The 18,537-nt window shown below is 56.5% G+C and carries 19 protein-coding genes; 13 read left to right on the top strand and 6 right to left on the bottom strand.

Translation table 11 applies throughout. The features are described 5' to 3' along the window. Positions 1–3: 3 nt before the first annotated feature. The 6 genes from IM273_RS13270 to IM273_RS13245 all read left to right on the top strand — a co-directional run bounded on the left by IM273_RS13270 (position 4) and on the right by IM273_RS13245 (position 7,222). The gene (locus IM273_RS13270; protein ID WP_041911318.1) at positions 4–516 is read left to right on the top strand and encodes a 4-hydroxyphenylacetate 3-monooxygenase reductase subunit; all 513 of its coding nucleotides are present in this window, start codon (positions 4–6) and stop codon (positions 514–516) included. A 176-nt stretch (positions 517–692) separates the two neighbouring features. After that, positions 693–1,610 (top strand): YafY family protein, encoded by a 918-nt coding sequence (locus IM273_RS13265; protein ID WP_048957191.1) that lies wholly within the window; start codon positions 693–695, stop codon positions 1,608–1,610. 191 nt (positions 1,611–1,801) lie between these two features. Next, positions 1,802–3,955 (top strand): carbon starvation CstA family protein, encoded by a 2,154-nt coding sequence (locus IM273_RS13260; RefSeq protein ID WP_028015394.1) that lies wholly within the window; start codon positions 1,802–1,804, stop codon positions 3,953–3,955. A 65-nt stretch (positions 3,956–4,020) separates the two neighbouring features. Beyond that, the gene (locus tag IM273_RS13255) at positions 4,021–4,224 is read left to right on the top strand and encodes a YbdD/YjiX family protein (RefSeq protein ID WP_003856610.1); all 204 of its coding nucleotides are present in this window, start codon (positions 4,021–4,023) and stop codon (positions 4,222–4,224) included. A 10-nt stretch (positions 4,225–4,234) separates the two neighbouring features. Further along, positions 4,235–5,188, top strand: coding sequence for a GTPase (gene yjiA, locus IM273_RS13250; protein ID WP_193051528.1), 954 nt, complete (start codon positions 4,235–4,237; stop codon positions 5,186–5,188). Between the two features lie 186 nt (positions 5,189–5,374). Continuing rightward, positions 5,375–7,222 (top strand): 3'-5' exonuclease, encoded by a 1,848-nt coding sequence (locus IM273_RS13245; protein ID WP_193051529.1) that lies wholly within the window; start codon positions 5,375–5,377, stop codon positions 7,220–7,222. 65 nt (positions 7,223–7,287) lie between these two features. Here the strand turns inward: IM273_RS13245 and IM273_RS13240 are convergent, their stop codons facing one another. Continuing rightward, positions 7,288–8,646, bottom strand: a complete 1,359-nt coding sequence (locus tag IM273_RS13240; protein ID WP_193051530.1) for an esterase-like activity of phytase family protein — start codon at positions 8,644–8,646, stop codon at positions 7,288–7,290. A 410-nt stretch (positions 8,647–9,056) separates the two neighbouring features. Here IM273_RS13240 and IM273_RS13235 point away from each other — a divergent pair, with 410 nt between their 5' ends. Further along, positions 9,057–9,602 carry a YfaZ family outer membrane protein gene (locus IM273_RS13235; RefSeq protein WP_028015391.1) on the top strand — a complete coding sequence of 182 codons (546 nt, stop codon included), beginning with the start codon at positions 9,057–9,059 and terminating at the stop codon, positions 9,600–9,602. Beyond that, a complete protein-coding gene (locus IM273_RS13230) occupies positions 9,602–9,922 on the top strand; it encodes a hypothetical protein (RefSeq protein WP_028015390.1) in 321 nt (106 codons plus the stop codon). The genes IM273_RS13235 and IM273_RS13230 overlap by 1 nt, the downstream gene beginning before the upstream one ends. 44 nt (positions 9,923–9,966) lie before the next feature. Here IM273_RS13230 and IM273_RS13225 read toward each other — a convergent pair whose 3' ends face one another. Further along, positions 9,967–11,337, bottom strand: a complete 1,371-nt coding sequence (locus IM273_RS13225) for an NAD-dependent succinate-semialdehyde dehydrogenase (protein WP_048999303.1) — start codon at positions 11,335–11,337, stop codon at positions 9,967–9,969. Positions 11,338–11,488: 151 nt separating this feature from the next. Between IM273_RS13225 and IM273_RS13220 the strand changes: the two genes are divergently transcribed. From IM273_RS13220 to IM273_RS13210, 3 genes are read left to right on the top strand one after another with little or no spacing between them, the layout of a single operon-like run. Next, entirely contained in the window at positions 11,489–12,232 is a 744-nt protein-coding gene (locus IM273_RS13220) for an AraC family transcriptional regulator (protein WP_193051531.1), read from the top strand. 47 nt (positions 12,233–12,279) lie between these two features. Continuing rightward, on the top strand, positions 12,280–12,933 hold the full coding sequence (locus tag IM273_RS13215; protein ID WP_193051532.1) for a LysE family translocator: 654 nt from the start codon (positions 12,280–12,282) through the stop codon (positions 12,931–12,933). A gap of 3 nt (positions 12,934–12,936) precedes the next feature. Continuing rightward, on the top strand, positions 12,937–14,214 hold the full coding sequence (locus IM273_RS13210) for a DUF445 domain-containing protein (protein ID WP_193051533.1): 1,278 nt from the start codon (positions 12,937–12,939) through the stop codon (positions 14,212–14,214). Here IM273_RS13210 and IM273_RS13205 read toward each other — a convergent pair. Continuing rightward, positions 14,195–15,058: a LysR substrate-binding domain-containing protein gene (locus IM273_RS13205; RefSeq protein WP_193051534.1), complete on the bottom strand. Its 864-nt coding sequence runs from the start codon at positions 15,056–15,058 to the stop codon at positions 14,195–14,197. The genes IM273_RS13210 and IM273_RS13205 overlap by 20 nt on opposite strands. Before the next feature lie 97 nt (positions 15,059–15,155). On the opposite strand from IM273_RS13205, the gene IM273_RS13200 reads away from it, so the two are divergent. Together IM273_RS13200 and IM273_RS13195 are read left to right on the top strand one after the other, a co-directional pair. After that, on the top strand, positions 15,156–15,464 hold the full coding sequence (locus IM273_RS13200; protein ID WP_028015385.1) for a carboxymuconolactone decarboxylase family protein: 309 nt from the start codon (positions 15,156–15,158) through the stop codon (positions 15,462–15,464). Beyond that, a complete protein-coding gene (locus IM273_RS13195) occupies positions 15,464–15,844 on the top strand; it encodes a tautomerase family protein (protein ID WP_069733133.1) in 381 nt (126 codons plus the stop codon). The genes IM273_RS13200 and IM273_RS13195 overlap by 1 nt, the downstream gene beginning before the upstream one ends. Here IM273_RS13195 and IM273_RS13190 read toward each other — a convergent pair. The 3 genes from IM273_RS13190 to IM273_RS13180 are packed head-to-tail and all read right to left on the bottom strand — an operon-like array spanning position 15,835 to position 18,423. Continuing rightward, the gene (locus IM273_RS13190; RefSeq protein WP_045259544.1) at positions 15,835–16,899 is read right to left on the bottom strand and encodes a DUF2955 domain-containing protein; all 1,065 of its coding nucleotides are present in this window, start codon (positions 16,897–16,899) and stop codon (positions 15,835–15,837) included. The two genes, IM273_RS13195 and IM273_RS13190, sit on opposite strands and share 10 nt — an antisense overlap. After that, the gene (locus tag IM273_RS13185) at positions 16,889–17,956 is read right to left on the bottom strand and encodes an HlyD family secretion protein (RefSeq protein ID WP_193051537.1); all 1,068 of its coding nucleotides are present in this window, start codon (positions 17,954–17,956) and stop codon (positions 16,889–16,891) included. The genes IM273_RS13190 and IM273_RS13185 overlap by 11 nt, the downstream gene beginning before the upstream one ends. After that, a complete protein-coding gene (locus IM273_RS13180) occupies positions 17,953–18,423 on the bottom strand; it encodes a MarR family winged helix-turn-helix transcriptional regulator (RefSeq protein WP_028015381.1) in 471 nt (156 codons plus the stop codon). The genes IM273_RS13185 and IM273_RS13180 overlap by 4 nt, the downstream gene beginning before the upstream one ends. Between the last annotated feature and the right edge of the window lie 114 nt (positions 18,424–18,537).

The following is an 18,537-nucleotide window of genomic DNA, read 5'->3' as shown; positions in this document are numbered from 1 at the left end:
ACAATGCATTCAGATGAACAACGCCTGCGTTTTCGCGACGCAATGAGCAGCCTGTCGGCGGCGGTCAATGTGGTCACCACCGAGGGCGACGCCGGACGCTGCGGCATTACCGCCACCGCCGTCTGCTCGGTGACGGATACCCCGCCGTCGGTCATGGTCTGCATTAACGCTAACAGCGCCATGAACCCGGTCTTTCAGGGCAACGGCAGGCTGTGCGTCAACGTGCTGAACCACGAGCAGGAGATCATGGCCCGCCACTTCGCCGGGATGACCGGGATGGCAATGGAGGAGCGCTTTGCCCTCTCCTGCTGGCAGAAAGGCCCGCTGGGGCAGCCGGTGCTGAAAGGCGCGCTGGCGAGCCTGGAAGGCGAGATTACCCAGGTGCAAACCATCGGCACGCATCTGGTTTATCTTGTCGAAGTGAAAAACATCATCCTGAGTGACGCGGGACATGGCCTGATCTACTTTAAGCGCCGTTTCCACCCGGTGATGATGGAGATGGAAGCCGTCGTGTGATCCCCCTCGCGCTGGCCTTTTTTCGGGCCAGCGCCGCTTTCTACAAAAATTCCTAAGGTTTCCGCTAAATCACGCCGTTATATATCCATAAGAGAAATTTTCTGTGCCTGAATACTGACATCTCCGGTCAGTGCTTTTGCATTGTTCAGCGCATACCCAATATACAGGAAGACCTTATGGCTAAAACGACGCGGAGCCGCTCGGCTGAACGTCTGGTCGATATTCTCCTTGAGCTACATTTACACGGGGTGGTAAACCGCAGTGCGCTAATGGAGAAATTTAAAATTACCGAGCGTACCGTCTACCGGGATTTAAATGCGCTCTCGCCCATTGTTGAACATACCGGTAACGGGCTATATCGACTGATCCACTCCGCCCAATCTCCCGGCGGGCAGGGATTACATCATGCTCTGGCTAACTTCCTGAATGCCGATAACTTTTTCCCTGAAAGAAATACGGACTTCTGGCAAAAGCTGGAGGCGCGCGTCGACGAAAACCATATTCTTATCCTCGGTAATGACGCAGAGCACACGGTGCAGCGTGATATCCGCCGCCATTTAGCGAAAATCGAGAAATCGATTAAGAACCATAATGTCTGTCAGATCGTTTATAAGGGTAAAACCCGTCTGATTAATCCCTATAAACTCATTAACAAAAAAAATATATGGTATTTACAAGCTACCGAAAATAGCCGGTTGAAATCCTTTTCATTAAGCCAGATTAGCTGGTTTGATGTTCAAAAAACCTTTTTTACTCCTGATGAAAATGTTCGGGAACTGCTGGAAAAAAGCCTCGACCCGTGGGTGTCCGAAACTACTTTCACCGTGAAAATATTCATTAAGGATAATATTTCACATTACTTCCTGCGCCGCGATCTCCTGCCGGAACAGGAGCTGCTGGAGGAGCGGCGCGGCGGCGTCACGCTGCGCTGCCAGGCGGCACACGAAAACCAGATCCTGCCGCTGCTGTTCTACTGGCTGCCGAATATTCAGATCCTGGAGCCGAGCTGGCTGAAGGAGAAGCTCATCAAGACGCTGGAAAGCTACCTGTCGATGGAGCGCAGCCCGGAAAACCACGTGATCTCAATCACATAATTTTCCCGACCAGCGGCGAGCCTGAACCACTCGCCGCGTCCTTTGACCGCTCACCCGTCACTTTCAACCACTCACTCATTTACCTTCCTTTACGCGCGCGCGGATCTGGCACGATCGCTCCAGCATTAATCAATACCTCCTCACAACGAACCCTGACCCTTTTTTCTTTACATAAAAAACCAGGTCTTACTATGGATACTAAAAAACTACTTAAGCACGTGCCCTGGGCCTTACTCGGGATCCTCGGCGCTTTCTGTCTGGCGGTTGTCGCATTACGCCGGGGCGAACACGTCAGCGCCCTGTGGATCGTGGTCGCGTCGGTCTCCGTCTACCTTGTGGCCTATCGCTACTACAGCTTGTACATCGCGCAGAAGGTCATGAAGCTCGACCCGACGCGCGCCACCCCGGCGGTCATTAACAACGACGGCCTGAACTACGTGCCAACCAACCGCTACGTGCTGTTTGGTCACCACTTTGCCGCCATTGCAGGCGCTGGCCCGCTGGTCGGCCCGGTGCTGGCCGCCCAGATGGGCTACCTGCCGGGTACGCTCTGGCTGCTGGCGGGCGTGGTGCTGGCGGGAGCGGTGCAGGACTTTATGGTGCTGTTTATCTCCTCGCGCCGTAACGGTTCGTCGCTGGGCGAGATGATCAAAGAAGAGATGGGCCGCGTGCCGGGCACTATCGCCCTCTTCGGCTGCTTCCTGATCATGATCATCATCCTCGCGGTGCTGGCGCTGATCGTGGTGAAAGCGCTGGCCGAAAGTCCGTGGGGCGTCTTCACCGTCTGTTCTACCGTACCGATTGCGCTGTTCATGGGCATCTATATGCGCTTCCTGCGCCCTGGCCGCGTGGGTGAAGTGTCGGTCATTGGTATCGTACTGCTGGTCGCCTCCATCTACTTCGGCGGCGTGATTGCGCACGACCCGTACTGGGGCCCGGCGCTGACCTTTAAAGACACCACCATCACCTTCGCGCTGATCGGTTACGCGTTCGTTTCCGCCCTGCTGCCGGTGTGGCTGATTCTCGCTCCGCGCGACTACCTGGCGACCTTCCTGAAAATCGGTGTCATCGTCGGGCTGGCGATCGGGATTGTCATCATCAACCCTGAGCTGAAAATGCCGGCGGTGACGCAGTACATTGACGGCACCGGTCCGCTGTGGAAAGGCGCCCTGTTCCCGTTCCTGTTTATTACCATCGCCTGCGGCGCCGTGTCTGGCTTCCACGCGCTGATCGCTTCCGGCACCACGCCGAAGCTGATGGCCAACGAAACCGACGCGCGCTTTATCGGTTACGGCGCGATGCTGATGGAGTCCTTCGTGGCGATCATGGCGCTGGTAGCGGCGTCGATTATCGAGCCAGGCCTGTACTTCGCGATGAACACTCCACCGGCGGGTCTGGGCATCACCATGCCAAACCTGCATGAGATGGGCGGGGAAAATACCGCGCTGATCATGGCGCAGCTGAAAGAGGCCAGCGCACACGCGGCGGCGACCGTAAGCTCCTGGGGCTTCGTGATCTCGCCTGAGCAGATCATGCAGACCGCGAAGGACATTGGCGAACCGTCCGTGCTGAACCGCGCAGGTGGCGCGCCGACGCTGGCCGTGGGTATCGCACACGTGTTCCACAAAGTGCTGCCGTGGGCGGACATGGGCTTCTGGTACCACTTCGGTATTCTGTTCGAAGCGCTGTTCATCCTCACCGCGCTGGATGCCGGTACCCGTGCGGGCCGCTTCATGCTGCAGGATCTGCTGGGCAACTTCGTGCCGTTCCTGAAGAAAACCGACTCTCTGGTAGCGGGTGTTCTGGGTACTGCCGGGTGCGTAGGCCTGTGGGGCTACCTGCTGTATCAGGGCGTTGTCGACCCGCTCGGCGGCGTGAAGAGCCTGTGGCCACTGTTCGGTATCTCTAACCAGATGCTGGCAGCCGTTGCCCTGGTGCTCGGTACCGTCGTCCTTGTGAAGATGAAGCGCACCAAATACATCTGGGTGACCGTGGTTCCTGCGCTGTGGCTGCTGCTCTGCACCACCTGGGCGCTGGGCCTGAAGCTGTTCAGCACCAACCCGCAGCTGGAAGGCTTCTTCTTCATGGCTAACCAGTACAAAGAGAAGATTGCCGCAGGCGGCGCGGATCTGACCGCACAGCAGATTGCCAACATGAACCATATCGTGGTGAACAACTACACCAACGCGGGTCTGAGCATTCTGTTCCTGGTGGTGGTGTACAGCATTATCTTCTACGGCATCAAAACCTGGATGAAAGTGCGCAACACCGAAGGCCGTACGGATAAAGAGACCCCGTACGTGCCGGTGCCGGAAGGCGGCGTGAAGACCTCTTCACACCATTAATTAAGCCTGTCACTGTAGGCCCGGATCGCTGCGCGCCTCCGGGCTTCTTCTATCTGGAACCCTCAATGTTTGGTAACTTAGGCGAAGCAAAAAAATACCTCGGTCAGGCGGCGAAAATGCTGATTGGCATTCCGGACTATGACAACTACGTTGAGCATATGAAGACCAACCATCCGGATAAGCCGTACATGACCTACACCGAATTCTTCCGCGAGCGTCAGGAAGCGCGCTACGGCGGAAGTGGAGAAGGCGGCGTCCGCTGCTGCTAAAGGAGAGACCATGACCCCGATTGCCGTTACCCTGCTGACCGGTTTCCTCGGCGCCGGTAAAACCACCCTGCTGCGCCACATCCTGAATGAACAGCACGGCTTCAAAATCGCCGTCATCGAAAACGAATTTGGCGAAGTCTCCGTTGACGATCAATTAATCGGAGACCGCGCCACGCAAATCAAAACCCTGACCAACGGCTGCATCTGCTGCACCCGCTCTAACGAGCTGGAAGACGCCCTGCTGGACCTGCTCGACAGCCGCGATCGCGGTGACATCGGCTTCGACCGCCTGGTGATCGAGTGCACCGGCATGGCCGACCCCGGCCCGATTATTCAGACCTTTTTCTCGCACGATATTCTTTGCCAGCGCTACCTGCTGGACGGGGTGATTGCCCTGGTAGACGCGGTCCACGCCGACGAGCAGATGAACCAGTTCACCATTGCCCAGTCTCAGGTAGGCTACGCCGACCGCATTCTGCTGACCAAAACCGACGTGGCAGGCGACAGCGAAAAACTCCGCGAGCGCCTGACGCGCATCAACTCGCGCGCGCCGATTTATACGGTGACGCATGGCGATATCGATCTATCCCAGCTGTTTAACACCAACGGCTTTATGCTGGAGGAGAACGTCACCGCAAAGCCGCGCTTCCACTTTATGGCAGACAGGCAAAACGACGTGGCGTCGATTGTGGTGGAGCTGGACTACCCGGTGGACATCAGCGAGGTCTCCCGGGTAATGGAAAACCTGCTGCTGTCGTTTGCCGACAAGCTGCTGCGCTACAAAGGCATGCTATGGATCGACGGCGAGCCGAACCGCCTGCTGTTTCAGGGCGTACAGCGCCTGTACAGCGCCGACTGGGACCACCCGTGGGGCGATGAAGCGCCGCATAGCGTGATGGTGTTTATTGGTATCCAGCTGCCGGAGGAGGAGATTCGGGCAGCGTTTGCGGGGCTGAAGAAGTAAATCGTTGCTCCCTTTTAATCAGAAAAGGGAGCGTATTTCATTCAGGCAAAATGCGGGTGTCGCCCTTTCTGTTTGCTATATTGTCTGTTAATGTTCTTACCAATAATGCAATCATGCTTTGATTAATATTCCTTAAAATATTAATTAAATGGATTTATATAATTCTCATGAATTGGTAGGCGTAATATGGCAATCATTATTCCCACAATCAGCAGCTGTAGCGAGAAGATAACAGCGGGAGAAAAAAGGCTGGCAAGGCTTCTTGAGGGTGGGCTCAGCGAACAGTGTACCTGCTGGTACGACACCCGAATGGGAGACAGGCAAGAGCATCCTGATTTTGTGATTCTGGCACCGGAAAAAGGTCTGTTGTTTATTGAGGTGAAAGACTGGTTTATCACGAAAATAAAATCTGCGAATAAAACGCATATTGATTATGAGACCAAAAACGGCATTGAGCCCCTAAAAAACCCGCTCGAACAGGTTCGACAATATACCTTCCACATCATTGACAGCCTGAAAAAAGATCCTCTGCTTCGCCAGCAGCAGGGTGATTATGAGGGCAGCTTTATTATGCCGTATGGATACGGGGTGTACTTGAGCAATATCACCCGGGCGCAGCTGGAAAAGAATTTTACACCCGACGAGCTGAATGAAATATTGCCCACCAGCCAGGTGATTTGCAAAGACGAACTCACCGAGTTTATGACCCGGGAACAGATCTCCGCCCGGCTCGAATCCCTTCTCAGACATCGCTTCGTTCATCACGCTACCTCACAACAGCTCGACCGCATTCGCTGGCATCTTTATCCCGACGTACGTATTAACGCGTCCGTGACGCGGGTCGATCTGGATAATTTTACGTTCCACACCCCTGATGTGGTCTGCATGATGGACAGGAACCAGGAACAACTCGCCAGAAGTATGGGGGCGGGACACAGGGTCATTCACGGCGTGGCAGGCTCCGGCAAAACGCTCATTTTGCACCACCGATGTATAGAGCTTGCCAACAATATTGAAAACACCAAACCGATACTGGTGATTTGCTACAACATCACGCTCGCCAAAAAACTCAAAGCGCAACTGGAGCAACACACTCTCCGTCTTCCTGTCGAAATTACCCATTTCCACGCCTGGTGTTATCAACAATTAAACGCGCATCGGCGTCTTCCCCCCAGGAGCAAAAACTTTATTGAACTGATGGAAAATGCGCTGACGGTGGCATTTGAAGAGGGCGTGATCAAACCAGAGCAGTACAGTGCCGTGTTGATCGATGAAGGACACGATTTTAAGCCGGAATGGCTAAGGATCCTCGCCAGGATGCCGGACAATAAAGATAGCTCCCTGCTTTTCCTGTACGATGACGCTCAGTCAATTTATCAGAAAAAGAAAGCGCTCGATTTTACCCTCTCCAGCGTCGATATAAAGGCTCAGGGCCGCACAACGATTCTGGATACCAATTATCGCAATACCCGGCAAATACTCCATTTTGCCAGCAGCGTAGCATTTAATTATCTCAATAATCACATAGAAGCCTCTCTCAAATACCAGCAGCCTGCCGCAGGAGGGCTGTCAGGGCAGTATCCGGCGCTGGACAGCTTTGATAATCAGGACGAGGAGATTACACGCGTCCTTGATTGGGTCACAGAGCAGCGTCAGCAGGGGGTTTCATGGTCGGAAATCGCCATACTGTGCCCCTCCACCTACAGCATTTCAGGTATGCTCGGACCACGGCTCGAAGCCCGCAAGATCCCCTACCAGATGATTGTCTCCAGCGATGATAAAAAGCACTGGTCACCGCAGAATGATTTCCTCTGCGTCATGCCGCTGCCCAGCAGTAAAGGTCTTGAATTTCACTCAGTCGCCATTATGGATGCGGCAAAGGAAAGGGACAGTGAAGATCTGAGTGACGATATCAAGCGCCTTTACGTCGGTTTTACCCGCGCACGACAGAATCTTCTGGTGACAATGCACGGAACCGGAAGCCTGCGAGATCATCTGGTCGAGACCTGGGAAAAGAGCGTTAAAACGATCTAGCTGCTCCGCGTTGATAAATGTCTGTACCAAACAATCCCCTCTCCCCTGTGGGGAGAGGGGTAAACTTATTTCACCGCCTCCGGCAGCGTCACAATCCACAGCTCGCTGTCGGACTCCGGCTTCTTCAGCGGCTTCACGCTGAGGGTGGTTTCCACCGGTTTATCATCCAGCGTCAGCTTGCCTTCCTCGTTCACCCGATAATCCTTGAGCTTTTTGCCCTCAACCGGATGCTGCATCGCCACCTTTACGCCAAAGTCGTTATCGTTCGCCACCGCAATCCGTTTGCCGTCGATCAGCGCCAGCCCTTCGGCCTTCTCCTGTTTCCAGCCCAGCGCGCGCAGATCGACGACCTGCGTTTTTGCAGCAAGGGTAATGCCGCGCTGCGCCAGGGTTTTCTCATCATCAAACTCCGGGTACTCGCCCGGCTTGTCGAAAGCGGTCAGGTCGCTCGCCTTGCTGAGATCCACCTTGTAGATAAGGTTACGCATCGCGTCATTTTTATCCTCACCCTGTTCAATCAGCAGGATGTGCTGGTCGTCCAGCGCCACGATGTCGCCGATTTTAGCGTCGCTGTTTTTGCTGTAGGCCGCGCTGTCGATGGGGTAGCCGTACATCGCCGTTTTCCCGGTCGCCGGGTCGAAGCTGACCAGACGCGTAAACAGCGCCTGCTTTTTACTCTTACCGTCGATATCCAGCGTGCTTTGCACGGCGGCGATAATCCGCCCGTCCGGCATCCGGGTCAGGCCTTCAAAGCCCCGGTTCGGCTGGCGCCATTTGATAACGTTTGGCAGACCGCCCGCGATGGATTTTTCCCCTTCCGCCGCCTGCGGCCCGTGGATCGCCAGAATTTTTCCTTTGCTGTCGACGTTAATCAGGAACGGGCCATACTCGTCGCACAGCCAGAAACCGCCCTTGCCGTCCGGGGTGATGCCTTCCGTGTCCAGCCCGCGGTTGTCACCCTTCAGAATTTTGAGGGTATCGCTGAACGCCACCTCATTGGTGGCTCCAATCACGCCGCTTTGCAGCGGCAGGCCGTTAATCTCGCCTTTATCATCATGCAGCGGGCGGGCATCCGTTGCCTCCGCTTTGCCGTTCTGAACGCGGATGGTCATCAGCTGCGGCGCGAAATCCGGCGTGACAAAAATTTTGGCTTCGTTTTTACCCATTTTGGGCGCATCGGCGTTAGGACCGCGATCGGTTACGGTCGCGAAGGTCAGAGCATCGCCCTGCTTGCCCGTAAACAGCAGGCCGGAGCCAATCCCTACCGGGAGTCCATTCGGAAACGCACCGGCAAACGCGCCGCTGTATTTCACGTGTGAGCCGTCAGGGAAGCTGACAACATAGCGCTCAGCCGTGGGCTGCGCCGCCAGGCCAGAGAAAGAGAGCGTACAGCCGATAAGCACAGGAATGATTTTTCTTTTCATATTGTTAGCATCCGGAAAGTGAAGCCCACAACGTAATGAACAAACGTGTCAGAAAAATGACATGGAAAGGAAACGTGGCCGGACATCTGAACGAATAATGACCATAAAAATGTAAAAATTTGTTTTTTTATGTGATTTTAGAAATGGAATTGGAAATTATTAGAAGCGCAATTAATGCATCTCAAATCACTATCCCTGCCTCGTTCAGATTTCGTTTAGTCAAAAAATTAAACTTTTCCTCAACACCTGAAATTTGCGCGTTGACACACCGACAACCCAACTTAAGCGTTACAAATAAAGATAAAAGAATTAACAATTACAGCATGAAAAGTCGATTTGCATCACATTTGCAGTCATAAACATCGCTTGTTAAGGTGCCCCCAGATTAATTTGATGATGAGGCACGAAACATGAAAAAACTGAACATTCTTCTTCTTTCTGCACTGACCGCCATCTCGGGTTCCGCACTGGCAATGGGCGGCAGCATTGAGCAGGGTAAAAACTTTACCAACCTCAACCTGGAAATGGGCAAATCCTCATCCGGTGTTTATCTCGAAAGTAACTGGCTGAAAAACACCGACGACGGTACCCAGACCGGTGGCGTGGGCGCAGGTTACAACCTGGAAGTGGGCCCGGTGATGCTGAATGCGGGCGCAAAAGCCATCTACATCGGCCCGAAAAAAGGCGATAACGGCGTGGCCTTCCCGATTGGCGGCGGCGTAAACGTTGCGCTGACCGACAGCATCCACGTCTATGGCGAAGGCTATGCGGCACCAGAAGGCCTGAACAACAGCGTGAAAAACTACGTTGAAGCTAACGGCGGCGTAAGCTGGACCCCAATCAAACCGGTTACGCTGAAAGTAGGCTACCGCCACGTGAGCGTTGACGGTAAAGATGGTCGTCCAAACCACACCCTGATTGATGGCGCATATGTCGGCGGTGGAGTTAGCTTCTGATGAAACACCGCATTACCGCGCTTTGCGTTCTGAGCCTCACGCTGATGCTCACCGGCTGCGTCCAGTACAAATGGGTAAAACCGGGCGTGAGCGACGCTGAGATGAATAAAAAGCTTACGGAATGCGAAGCGCAGGCCCTGATCGATCTGCCTCCGGATAACGTGGTGACCGGTTCGAGCTCGGAAAAAACGGACAAAAAGAACAAGAAAAAGGATATTTCCACGAGCTACACGGTTGAAGACGCGAATGAATATCGCCGGGATACGTTAGTCGACAGCTGCATGTTCAAAAGCGGCTGGGACAAGATCGAAGTACAGTAATCAACTGAAAAAACCTGCCAACCGGCAGGTTTTTTTATTACCTCTTACTTACGCACCACCACGAGCTTCTGGTTCACAAACTCTTTGATCCCCAGATCCGACAGCTCGCGTCCGTAGCCGGAACGCTTCACGCCGCCGAACGGCAGCTCTGCTGCGGTATCGGTGAGCCAGTTGATGTACACCATCCCGGTCTCGATCCGCGACGCCATTTCCTTCGCGCGCTCGATGTCCTGGCTGAACACCGCCCCGCCCAGGCCGTAGTGGGAATCGTTCGCCAGCGCGACCGCCTCGTCGTCGTTTTTCACCACGTACATCTGCGCAACCGGGCCGAAGAACTCTTCGAAGTACGCCGGGTTATCGCGGGAGATATTCGTCAGGATCGTCGGTTCGAAGAAGCTCCCGTCGCGCTGCACCGGCTTGCCGCCAAAGTGCAGCGTGGCACCGTTTTTCACCGCCTCGTTAACCTGTTTGGTCAGCGTTTCCAGCGCATCTTTGGAAGAGAGCGGCCCCAGCGTGGTGCTCTCGTCCAGCGGATCGCCAATCTTCACCTGCTTAAACGCCTCGGTAAATTTGCTGAGGAACGCGTCGGCAATTTTCTCGTGCAGGATAAAGCGCTTCGCCGCGGTACAAACCTGCCCTGCGTTGTTGAGCCGCGCATTCACGCCAATCTTAACCGCTTTATCCAGGTCCGCGTCGTCCAGCACCACGAAGACGTCGTTACCGCCCAGTTCGAGGGTCGATTTCTTAATGTGCTTCGCCGCCTGCGCGGCCACCACGCTGCCCGCCTTTTCGGAGCCGGTTAGCGCTGCGCCCTGCACGCGATCGTCTGCGATGATATTCGCCACCTGTTCGGACGAGATAAACAGGTTCGTCCACGCCCCTTCCGGCGCACCCGCCTCGCGCACCAGATGCGCAAAGGTCTCGGCGCAGTGCGGCACGATGCTGGCATGCTTGGCGATAACGGGGTTACCCGCCGCCAGGTTTGGTGCCAGGACGCGCATCAGCTGGTAGTACGGGAAGTTCCACGGCTCGACGGCCATCAGCACGCCGATGGGGTGATGCTCCACCCACGCTTCCCCAAGTTCAGAGTCGTACTTCACCGGGGCGAGGAACTGCTTCGCGTTGTCGGCGTAGTAGCGGGCGATCTGCGCGCACAGCTTCACCTCGCCGCGGCTCTGTTCGATGAGCTTACCCATCTCCTGGCTGGCGATTTTGGCCAGATCCTCCACGCGCTCGTCGATCAGGTCGGCAAGCTTATGCAGCACCGGCAGGCGCTGGCTGATGTCGCCTTTCGCCCATTCCGAATGGTAAAGCGCATCGGCCGCCTTGAGCGCCGCTTCGATATCCGCGTCGGTATGTGAGGGGTATTCTTTGATGAGTTGGTTAGTGGCAGGATTTACTGTCTGATAAGCCATATCGAATCTCCATGTTTTACCGCTTAGGGTATTAAGGGTAGTCAACATGACTGGCTGTGGACGTAAAGTTGGGTATATCCGGAAGGTTCTGAGTTAAGCAGTGCCGGACGGTTCGCTGACGTGGTATAAAAAACGTCCAGAAGGAGTTACCATGACCGATACCCGACACGTTCGCCAGACTTTTCACCGCGCCTCAGGCATTGAGCTGCGCAGCACCTGGCAAAGCACGCGGGCGTACAAACGCCACTGTCACCCTCAACTCTCCATCGGCGCGATTGTTGAGGGCCAGACCTGCTGCGTGTGCCATGACCAAGAGTACATTCTTCATCCCGGGGACCTCATTGCGATCCCGGCTTATGTGCCGCACAGCTGCAACCCCGTCGACGGGCAGCCGCGCAGCTACCATATGCTCTATATCGACACCGATCTTCCTCTGGCGCTACAGGTGATTCGTAACCCTGCCCTGTTTGCCCATTACGTGGACGTCGTTAAGACAATGTCTCCAGCGTTCATGGAGGCGCTGCTTTCTGCCCTTCCCCGCTGCGCGGATAACGCAGACGCGCTTCGGCCAACCAGCCAGCAGGTTCAGGAGGCGTTTCTTTCCAATCTCACCAGCCCGCCCTCTCTCGACGAACTTGCCCAACGCTTCTCGCTGCGCAAGGAGACGCTGATCCGCACCTTCCGGCAGGACACCGGCCTGACGCCGGGCAGCTTCCTCAACATCTCCCGCGTGGAGTTCGCCAAAGCGCGGCTACGTGCCGGGGACGACATCGCCGACGTCAGCTACCAGAGCGGCTTTGCCGACCAGAGCCATTTTCATAAGACCTTCGTCAGCTATACCGCCGCCACGCCGCGCCAGTACGCCACGGGCCGATCAATATCAGACAATAAATAGGAGCTGCAGCGCCGTAGCCTGTCCTCAGATGGTTAACTGAGGTCGCTATGGAACTGTTCTTCCCTTCCGCTTTTCTCGCTCTGGCGCTGGCGCATTTTGTTGCGCTGTTGAGCCCGGGTCCGGATTTTTTCCTGCTTGTGGGCTACGCGGCGCGCTATCGGCTGCGCGGCAGCGCCGGGCTGTGCGTCGGCATCGCCGCGGGTAACGCGCTCTATATTGTTCTGGTGATTATCGGCTGGAGCGCGCTGCGCCAGTTTACGTGGCTGTTTACGCTTATCGAGGTATGCGGGGCGCTGTACCTGCTGTGGATCGGCTCGCATCTGGTGCGCAGCCAACCGCAGGCGCTGGCGCTTGCAGAAACCCGACAGCGGTGCCCTTCTCTGATGAAGCAGATCCTGCTGGGACTGGGATCGGCGCTGTTAAATCCAAAAAATGCGCTGTTCTATCTGGCGCTGATGACGGCGTTACTCGGGCCGGACGTCACGCTGCTTCAGCAGGCGACCTGCGGCGTCTGGATGGTGATGGTGGTGCTGGCGTGGGATCTGGCGCTGGTGTCGATGATGGGGCTATCGGCGGTGCAACAGAAGCTCAGCCGTTCGCTGTGGTGGATTGAGCGCACGGCGGGCGGGGTGCTGATGGGGTTTGGCGGGTGGGTGCTGTGGCGATTTTTGCACTTTTCCCCCGCTTCCCTCTATCCTTAACCCATGGAAAAAATCGCTGAACTCAAACGCGCCAAGCTGCTGGCGCTGTCGCTGCTGCTGATTGCCGCCGCGGCCTTTGTCACCACCCTGTTCCTGCCGCAAACCTTCTGGGTGCGCGGCGTCAAAGCCATTGCCGAGGCGGCGATGGTCGGCGCGCTGGCGGACTGGTTTGCCGTCGTCGCGCTGTTCCGCCGGGTGCCGATTCCCTTTATCTCACGCCATACGGCGATTATTCCGCGCAATAAGGACCGAATCGGCGACAATCTCGGCCAGTTCGTGCAGGAGAAGTTTCTTGATACTCAGTCGCTTGTGGCGCTGATCCGCCGCTATGAGCCAGCGCAGATGATTGGCGCCTGGTTCAGCAAGCCCGACAACGCCCAGCGCGTCGGGCTGCATCTGATGCAGGTGATGAGCGGTTTTCTCGAGCTGACCGATGACGGACGTATTCAACGCCTGCTTAAGCGGGCGGTGCATAAGGCCATCGATAAGGTGGATTTCACCGAAACCAGCGCCGTCATGCTGGAGAGCATGACCAAAAATAACCGCCATCAGGTACTGCTGGACGCCATCATCAACCGCCTGATTACCCTGATTCAGCGGGAAAGCACGCGGGACTTTATCGCCGACCAGATCGTCCACTGGCTCAAAACCGAGCATCCCCGCAAGGCGATGGTGCTCCCCACGGAGTGGCTGGGCGATCAAAGCGCGGAGATGGTGTCGAACGCGGTGAACACGCTGCTGGACGATATCAGCCACGACCGCACGCACCAGATCCGTCAGGCGTTCGACCGCGCCACGCTGAAGCTTATCGACAACCTGAAAAACGATCCGGAAATGACGGCGAAAGCCGACAACATCAAGCACTACCTGAAAAACGATGAGGCGTTTAACCGCTATCTGGGCGAGATGTGGGCTGACCTGCGCCAGTGGTTGAAGGCGGATATGCAGAGCGAGGATTCGCGCGTGAAGCAGCGCATCGCCAACGCCGGGCTGTGGTTTGGCGAAACGCTAACAAACGACGCCAGCCTGCGCGCGTCGCTGAACGAGCATCTGGAGCAGGCCGCGCACCGCGTCGCGCCAGATTTCGCCGCGTTCCTGACCCGCCACATCAGCGACACGGTCAAAAGCTGGGACGCCAAAGATATGTCACGTCAGATCGAGCTGAACATCGGCAAAGACCTACAGTTTATCCGCGTCAACGGCACCCTGGTGGGCGGGACGATAGGCCTAATCCTGTTCTTACTCTCGCAAGTCCCAACGCTTATCCATTCAGCGTCCTGAGGATCAGCGCCTTCATGCTGGTAATAGCTGCATCGGGGGAGGCGCTCCCCTGATGCAGGGCGATACCCAGCTCTCCTGCATCTGGCAGCAGGTGGCTGTCGATCCATAACGTCTCGGGCAGACCAATACGCGTGCGGAGCGTAATACCCAGCCCCGCGCTAACTCCCGCCCACAGCCCGCTCAGGCTATAGCTGGTATAAGCGATACGCCAGGGAATACCTGCGGCATCCAGTGCCGCGATGGCCCGGCTTCGCAGGAGGCAGGGCGCGTCAAACATCACCAGCGGCAGCGGCTCACCTCGTTGCAGAAGGACCTCAATGTCCTCGCGGGACCGGCAAATCCATGCCAGCGGTTCGCTTCGCACGTAGTCGCCTTCTCGACCTTCCTGCCAGACCAGCGCCAGATCGAGTTCATTCGCCGCCACGCCGCGCAGCAGCGGCGGGTTGCGATCGACACGTGCCGTCATGCGAAGCTCAGGGTGTTGTCTGTGAAAATCGCCGAGGACCTTCGGCATCACGGACTCGCCAAAGTCCTCCTGCATACCCAGCCGCACCTCGCCCTGAAGCAACTCACCTCTGATAGCCCGGAGCGCTTCATCATTTAATACCAGCATGCGTCGGGCGTAGCTCAGCAGAATTTCACCCTCTCGGGTCAGTGCCAGCGTACGCCCCTGCTTAACGGTCAGAGCCACGCCACACTGCTGCTCCAGCTTTTTTAACTGGGCACTGACCGCAGAGGTGGACCGACACAGTCTGTCCGCCGCCTCGGCAAAACTGGCGGACTGGATCTCCTCCACAAAGCTGCGCAGCGCGTCCAGGTCTAATGCTGAAAAGCGTTTATCCATATCATCCTCATTTTCAGGATATTCAGTCCTGAACATTGCGATTTTATTTATGGTGGCAGCCTGCGAAAGTGATTTCCAGAAGACAGGAGGAATAAAAATGAGCACAACACTGAATCGCGACACGCTTGCGCAGGTTTCCCCTAAGCTGGCGGAACTGAGCCAGCAGGTACTTTTTGGCGATATCTGGCAGCGTCCGCAGCTAGCCCCGCGGGATCGCAGTCTGATCACGCTTGCCGCGCTGGCAGCCCTGGGGCGCACCGCGCAGCTTCCCTGGCATATCGGCTTCGCCCGGCAAAACGGCGTGACGGACGACGAAATAGCCGAAGCGTTTACCCATCTGGCGTTTTACGCAGGCTGGCCGGCCGCCGTCAGCGCGCTGAGCAGTCTTGCAGAGGAGAAACAGTAATGCCGTTTGTTCGTATCATGACGGGTGACCGCTATAGCGAGATGCAGCAAAAGCAGATCTCGGACATTCTGCACCAGGCGCTGACGGAAACCTTCGCCGTTCCCGCACAGGACAGATTCCATTTTTTTGAATGCTTCGCGGCCGGGGATCGATACATTGATCGGCACTATCTCAGCACGGGCAGAACGGAGGGGGCGATACTGTTTAATATCGTTGCTGGTAAGCCGAGGAGCACTGAACAGAAATCTGCCCTCTACCACCAGCTGGCTGCGCAACTGAATGAGAAGATGGGCATTGAAGGTGGAGACGTGATGGTCGTTATCCAGTTTACGGCCGCTGAGGACTGGAGCTTCAGCGGCGGCAAACGCTATCAGCCCTGAATGACGTAGCGCGTGGCGGCGAAACGGTTCAGGATCAAATGCACCAGAAAGACCATCGTCAGCGTCGCCACCAGCGAAAAGGTCACGGAGGTGATGCGATAGAGATCGCTGAACACCAGGTCGCTGTCCGGGTGCATGTTCTGCCCGAACATAATGCCGATGGTCGTGATGCTGGAAAACCCCACGCCCGCGCCCACTTTCTCCATCACGTGCAGCCGCGCGCCAAACGCCAGGCCGAGGCCAATCAGCGGCATCATCAGCAGCATATGGCTGCTGTGATCGTAGAGGATAAGCTGCACCACCAGAATGTAGAGGCAGCCCAGCACTACCCCGACCACGCGCCAGATGGAGCTCATCACCGCGCCGCGGTAGTGCATAGGGAACAGGATCAGAATTCCTGCCATCAGCGCCGAGAGCGAATCGCTTAAGTCGCTAATCTGAAACACCACGAAAATCATCGTCGCGACGCTGCCGGAGAGCAGCGACTCGTGGCGCACGCGGGCGTCGTCTTTCTCAATCAGTGGCGGCGGCTTGCGGGGCTCCACGTCCGGCAGCAGGTAGTTCATCAGCGCGCTCAGGCACACCGCCATCACGCTCGCTTCAATGTTGGAAAACAGCAGCGTGTGCCAGTTGGTGGTGGGGTAGCTCATAAAGTTGAGCATTACGCTCTGGCACACAACGCCCATCGAGCCGAACAGGAACAGCGGCCCTTTGCTCATAAAACGAAAACGCATCACGTAAAGAGCAAATACCACCAGCGTCATGATGACCGGCCATTGGGAAAGATAGCCGATGATAATCACCATTTCGACGCAGTTCAGCGATGCGCTGAAGATAAACTGCTTCGCCACGTGGCGGTTAAACACCGGCACCAGCGACAGCAGCATGATCGGATAGACCACGAAAAACACGCCGTAGCTGGTGTTGTAGAAGCTCGATATGCTCAGGGCAATCATCCCGGCAAAAACGATGCGCAGGGTCTGGCGAAAGTCGTTTGCCGTGTAGACGATGTTGCCGTGCGGGGTAAAGACCCGCGCCAGCGTATTAATAGACATAGTGAAGCAGGCTCACCAGGTGGATCTGCATTCCGGAGAAGAAGCGCGCAAACGGCCCTTCGCTGTTGTAGAGCTGCACGGTCGCCCGCGCGCCGGTTGGCAGCGGCTTCGGCAGCGGCTCGTCCAGCGTGACGTGAATGCGCATGCGCTGGGCGTCTCGTACCCAGCGGTTAGAGGTCTCCGGCTGGGAGAGCTGGCCGTTAACCGCCTCCTGGCCTGCGAGGATCCCCGCGTCGCTGCTGGCCACGTGGGCGCGGAACACCTGCCCCGGGAAGGCGTCAAACACTACGGCGGCATCGGTGCCCTGACGGGTATGGCGCAGGCTCTTCTCGCGGAAATCGGCCACGATATCGGTCTGGTTGTTTACCAGCGCCAGCGCGGCGGAGCCGGATGAGGCGTAAAAACCGGGGCTTAACTGCAGGTTACTGACCGTGCCGTCCGCCTGGGCGTAGACCTTTGTCCAGCCGAGGTTCAGTTCTGCTTCATCCAGCGCGTTGCGGTATTTTTGCAGCGTCACGTTGCGGTGTTCTTCGCGCTCGCCGCGCTGGATGCGCAGGTTCCGGATGTTGGCCTGAATCGTGCTGACGGACTGCTCGCTGCTCTGCCAGGCGGTGCGGACCTTATCCAGATCCGCCTGCGAGACGTTCTGTAACGTGCTCAGCTTCTGATAGCGTTCGAAGGTCACCTTGTCGTTACGCGCGGTCAGCACCGCGGTTTTCAGGCTGGCCTGCGCGGCGGCGATCTGCGCGTCCAGCTGTTCGTTAGAGAGACGCGCCTGCTCCAGCGCGATTTGCGCCGCTTCCACTTTATTGCGAAACGGCGTGTCGTCGAGCGCAAACAGCAGATCGCCTCTCTTCACCTGGCTGTTGTTGTGGACATGTACCGCCGCCACGTAGCCGGAGACGCGCGGAGAAACCGGCGTCACCACGCGCATGACGGTGGAGTCCGGCGTCAGCGGGATCCAGATATCCGCGACGACAAAATAGATAAACATCAGCAGGAAAGAGGCAATACTCACCCTTACCCAGCGGGCAAACTTTTGTTCAGGGGTCATTATTTTTCGGTCTTGTTGTCTTCTTCGCGGATTGTCCGCAAATTGCAGGCGATTTGATTTAACGTGGCGCTGAAAATCTCGATATGCTCCGGCGCGATGTGTTGCGATACGCGTGCCTGATAGGTCTCAATCACCTGAGTGAGCCTTTTTAAAATGGCTTTTCCCTCAGGCGTCAGCGTCAGAAGCCGGATGCGCTTGTCATAAGGCGATGTGGTGCGCAGCAGGTAACCCTGTTTTTCCAGCTGTGTCAGGGTGCGCATCAGCGGCGGCAGTTCAATACCCTGCACCTCCGCCAGCTCACTCATTGAGACGTTATCCCCGAGCTGATGAAGCTGCATCATCACCGTCCAGCTCGACTGGGTTAAGCCGGTATCGAGAATGGCATCATCGATCACCGCACGCCACTGGCGCACGATCATCGCCATCCGCATGCCCATCGGCCTGCGGCTAAACAGCGCTTCTTCACTCATGGGGAAACCTCTCGTCACACGCGGTCAAGATAATAGTTATCAGGGTAAGTATCAAGAAACGTGAGACGAAAGAGCAGGAATTGCGAAAACGATGTCTCCCTCTCCCTGTGGGCT

Origin of the sequence: Enterobacter cloacae complex sp. P13B (genome assembly GCF_014895915.1) — a bacterium.
GTDB lineage: Bacteria > Pseudomonadota > Gammaproteobacteria > Enterobacterales > Enterobacteriaceae > Enterobacter > Enterobacter bugandensis.
This window is presented reverse-complemented; position numbering and strand designations above follow the sequence as displayed.

Coding starts and splice junctions, on each gene's coding strand:
- IM273_RS13255 (WP_003856610.1), top strand. CDS start 4,021: ATGTTTGGTAACTTAGGCGAAGCAAAAAAATACCTCGGTCAGGCGGCG.
- IM273_RS13265 (WP_048957191.1), top strand. CDS start 693: ATGGCTAAAACGACGCGGAGCCGCTCGGCTGAACGTCTGGTCGATATT.
- IM273_RS13230 (WP_028015390.1), top strand. CDS start 9,602: ATGAAACACCGCATTACCGCGCTTTGCGTTCTGAGCCTCACGCTGATG.
- IM273_RS13205 (WP_193051534.1), bottom strand. CDS start 15,058: ATGGATAAACGCTTTTCAGCATTAGACCTGGACGCGCTGCGCAGCTTT.
- IM273_RS13245 (WP_193051529.1), top strand. CDS start 5,375: ATGGCAATCATTATTCCCACAATCAGCAGCTGTAGCGAGAAGATAACA.
- IM273_RS13215 (WP_193051532.1), top strand. CDS start 12,280: ATGGAACTGTTCTTCCCTTCCGCTTTTCTCGCTCTGGCGCTGGCGCAT.
- yjiA (WP_193051528.1), top strand. CDS start 4,235: ATGACCCCGATTGCCGTTACCCTGCTGACCGGTTTCCTCGGCGCCGGT.
- IM273_RS13225 (WP_048999303.1), bottom strand. CDS start 11,337: ATGGCTTATCAGACAGTAAATCCTGCCACTAACCAACTCATCAAAGAA.
- IM273_RS13195 (WP_069733133.1), top strand. CDS start 15,464: ATGCCGTTTGTTCGTATCATGACGGGTGACCGCTATAGCGAGATGCAG.
- IM273_RS13235 (WP_028015391.1), top strand. CDS start 9,057: ATGAAAAAACTGAACATTCTTCTTCTTTCTGCACTGACCGCCATCTCG.
- IM273_RS13270 (WP_041911318.1), top strand. CDS start 4: ATGCATTCAGATGAACAACGCCTGCGTTTTCGCGACGCAATGAGCAGC.
- IM273_RS13180 (WP_028015381.1), bottom strand. CDS start 18,423: ATGAGTGAAGAAGCGCTGTTTAGCCGCAGGCCGATGGGCATGCGGATG.
- IM273_RS13200 (WP_028015385.1), top strand. CDS start 15,156: ATGAGCACAACACTGAATCGCGACACGCTTGCGCAGGTTTCCCCTAAG.
- IM273_RS13260 (WP_028015394.1), top strand. CDS start 1,802: ATGGATACTAAAAAACTACTTAAGCACGTGCCCTGGGCCTTACTCGGG.
- IM273_RS13210 (WP_193051533.1), top strand. CDS start 12,937: ATGGAAAAAATCGCTGAACTCAAACGCGCCAAGCTGCTGGCGCTGTCG.
- IM273_RS13240 (WP_193051530.1), bottom strand. CDS start 8,646: ATGAAAAGAAAAATCATTCCTGTGCTTATCGGCTGTACGCTCTCTTTC.
- IM273_RS13190 (WP_045259544.1), bottom strand. CDS start 16,899: ATGTCTATTAATACGCTGGCGCGGGTCTTTACCCCGCACGGCAACATC.
- IM273_RS13220 (WP_193051531.1), top strand. CDS start 11,489: ATGACCGATACCCGACACGTTCGCCAGACTTTTCACCGCGCCTCAGGC.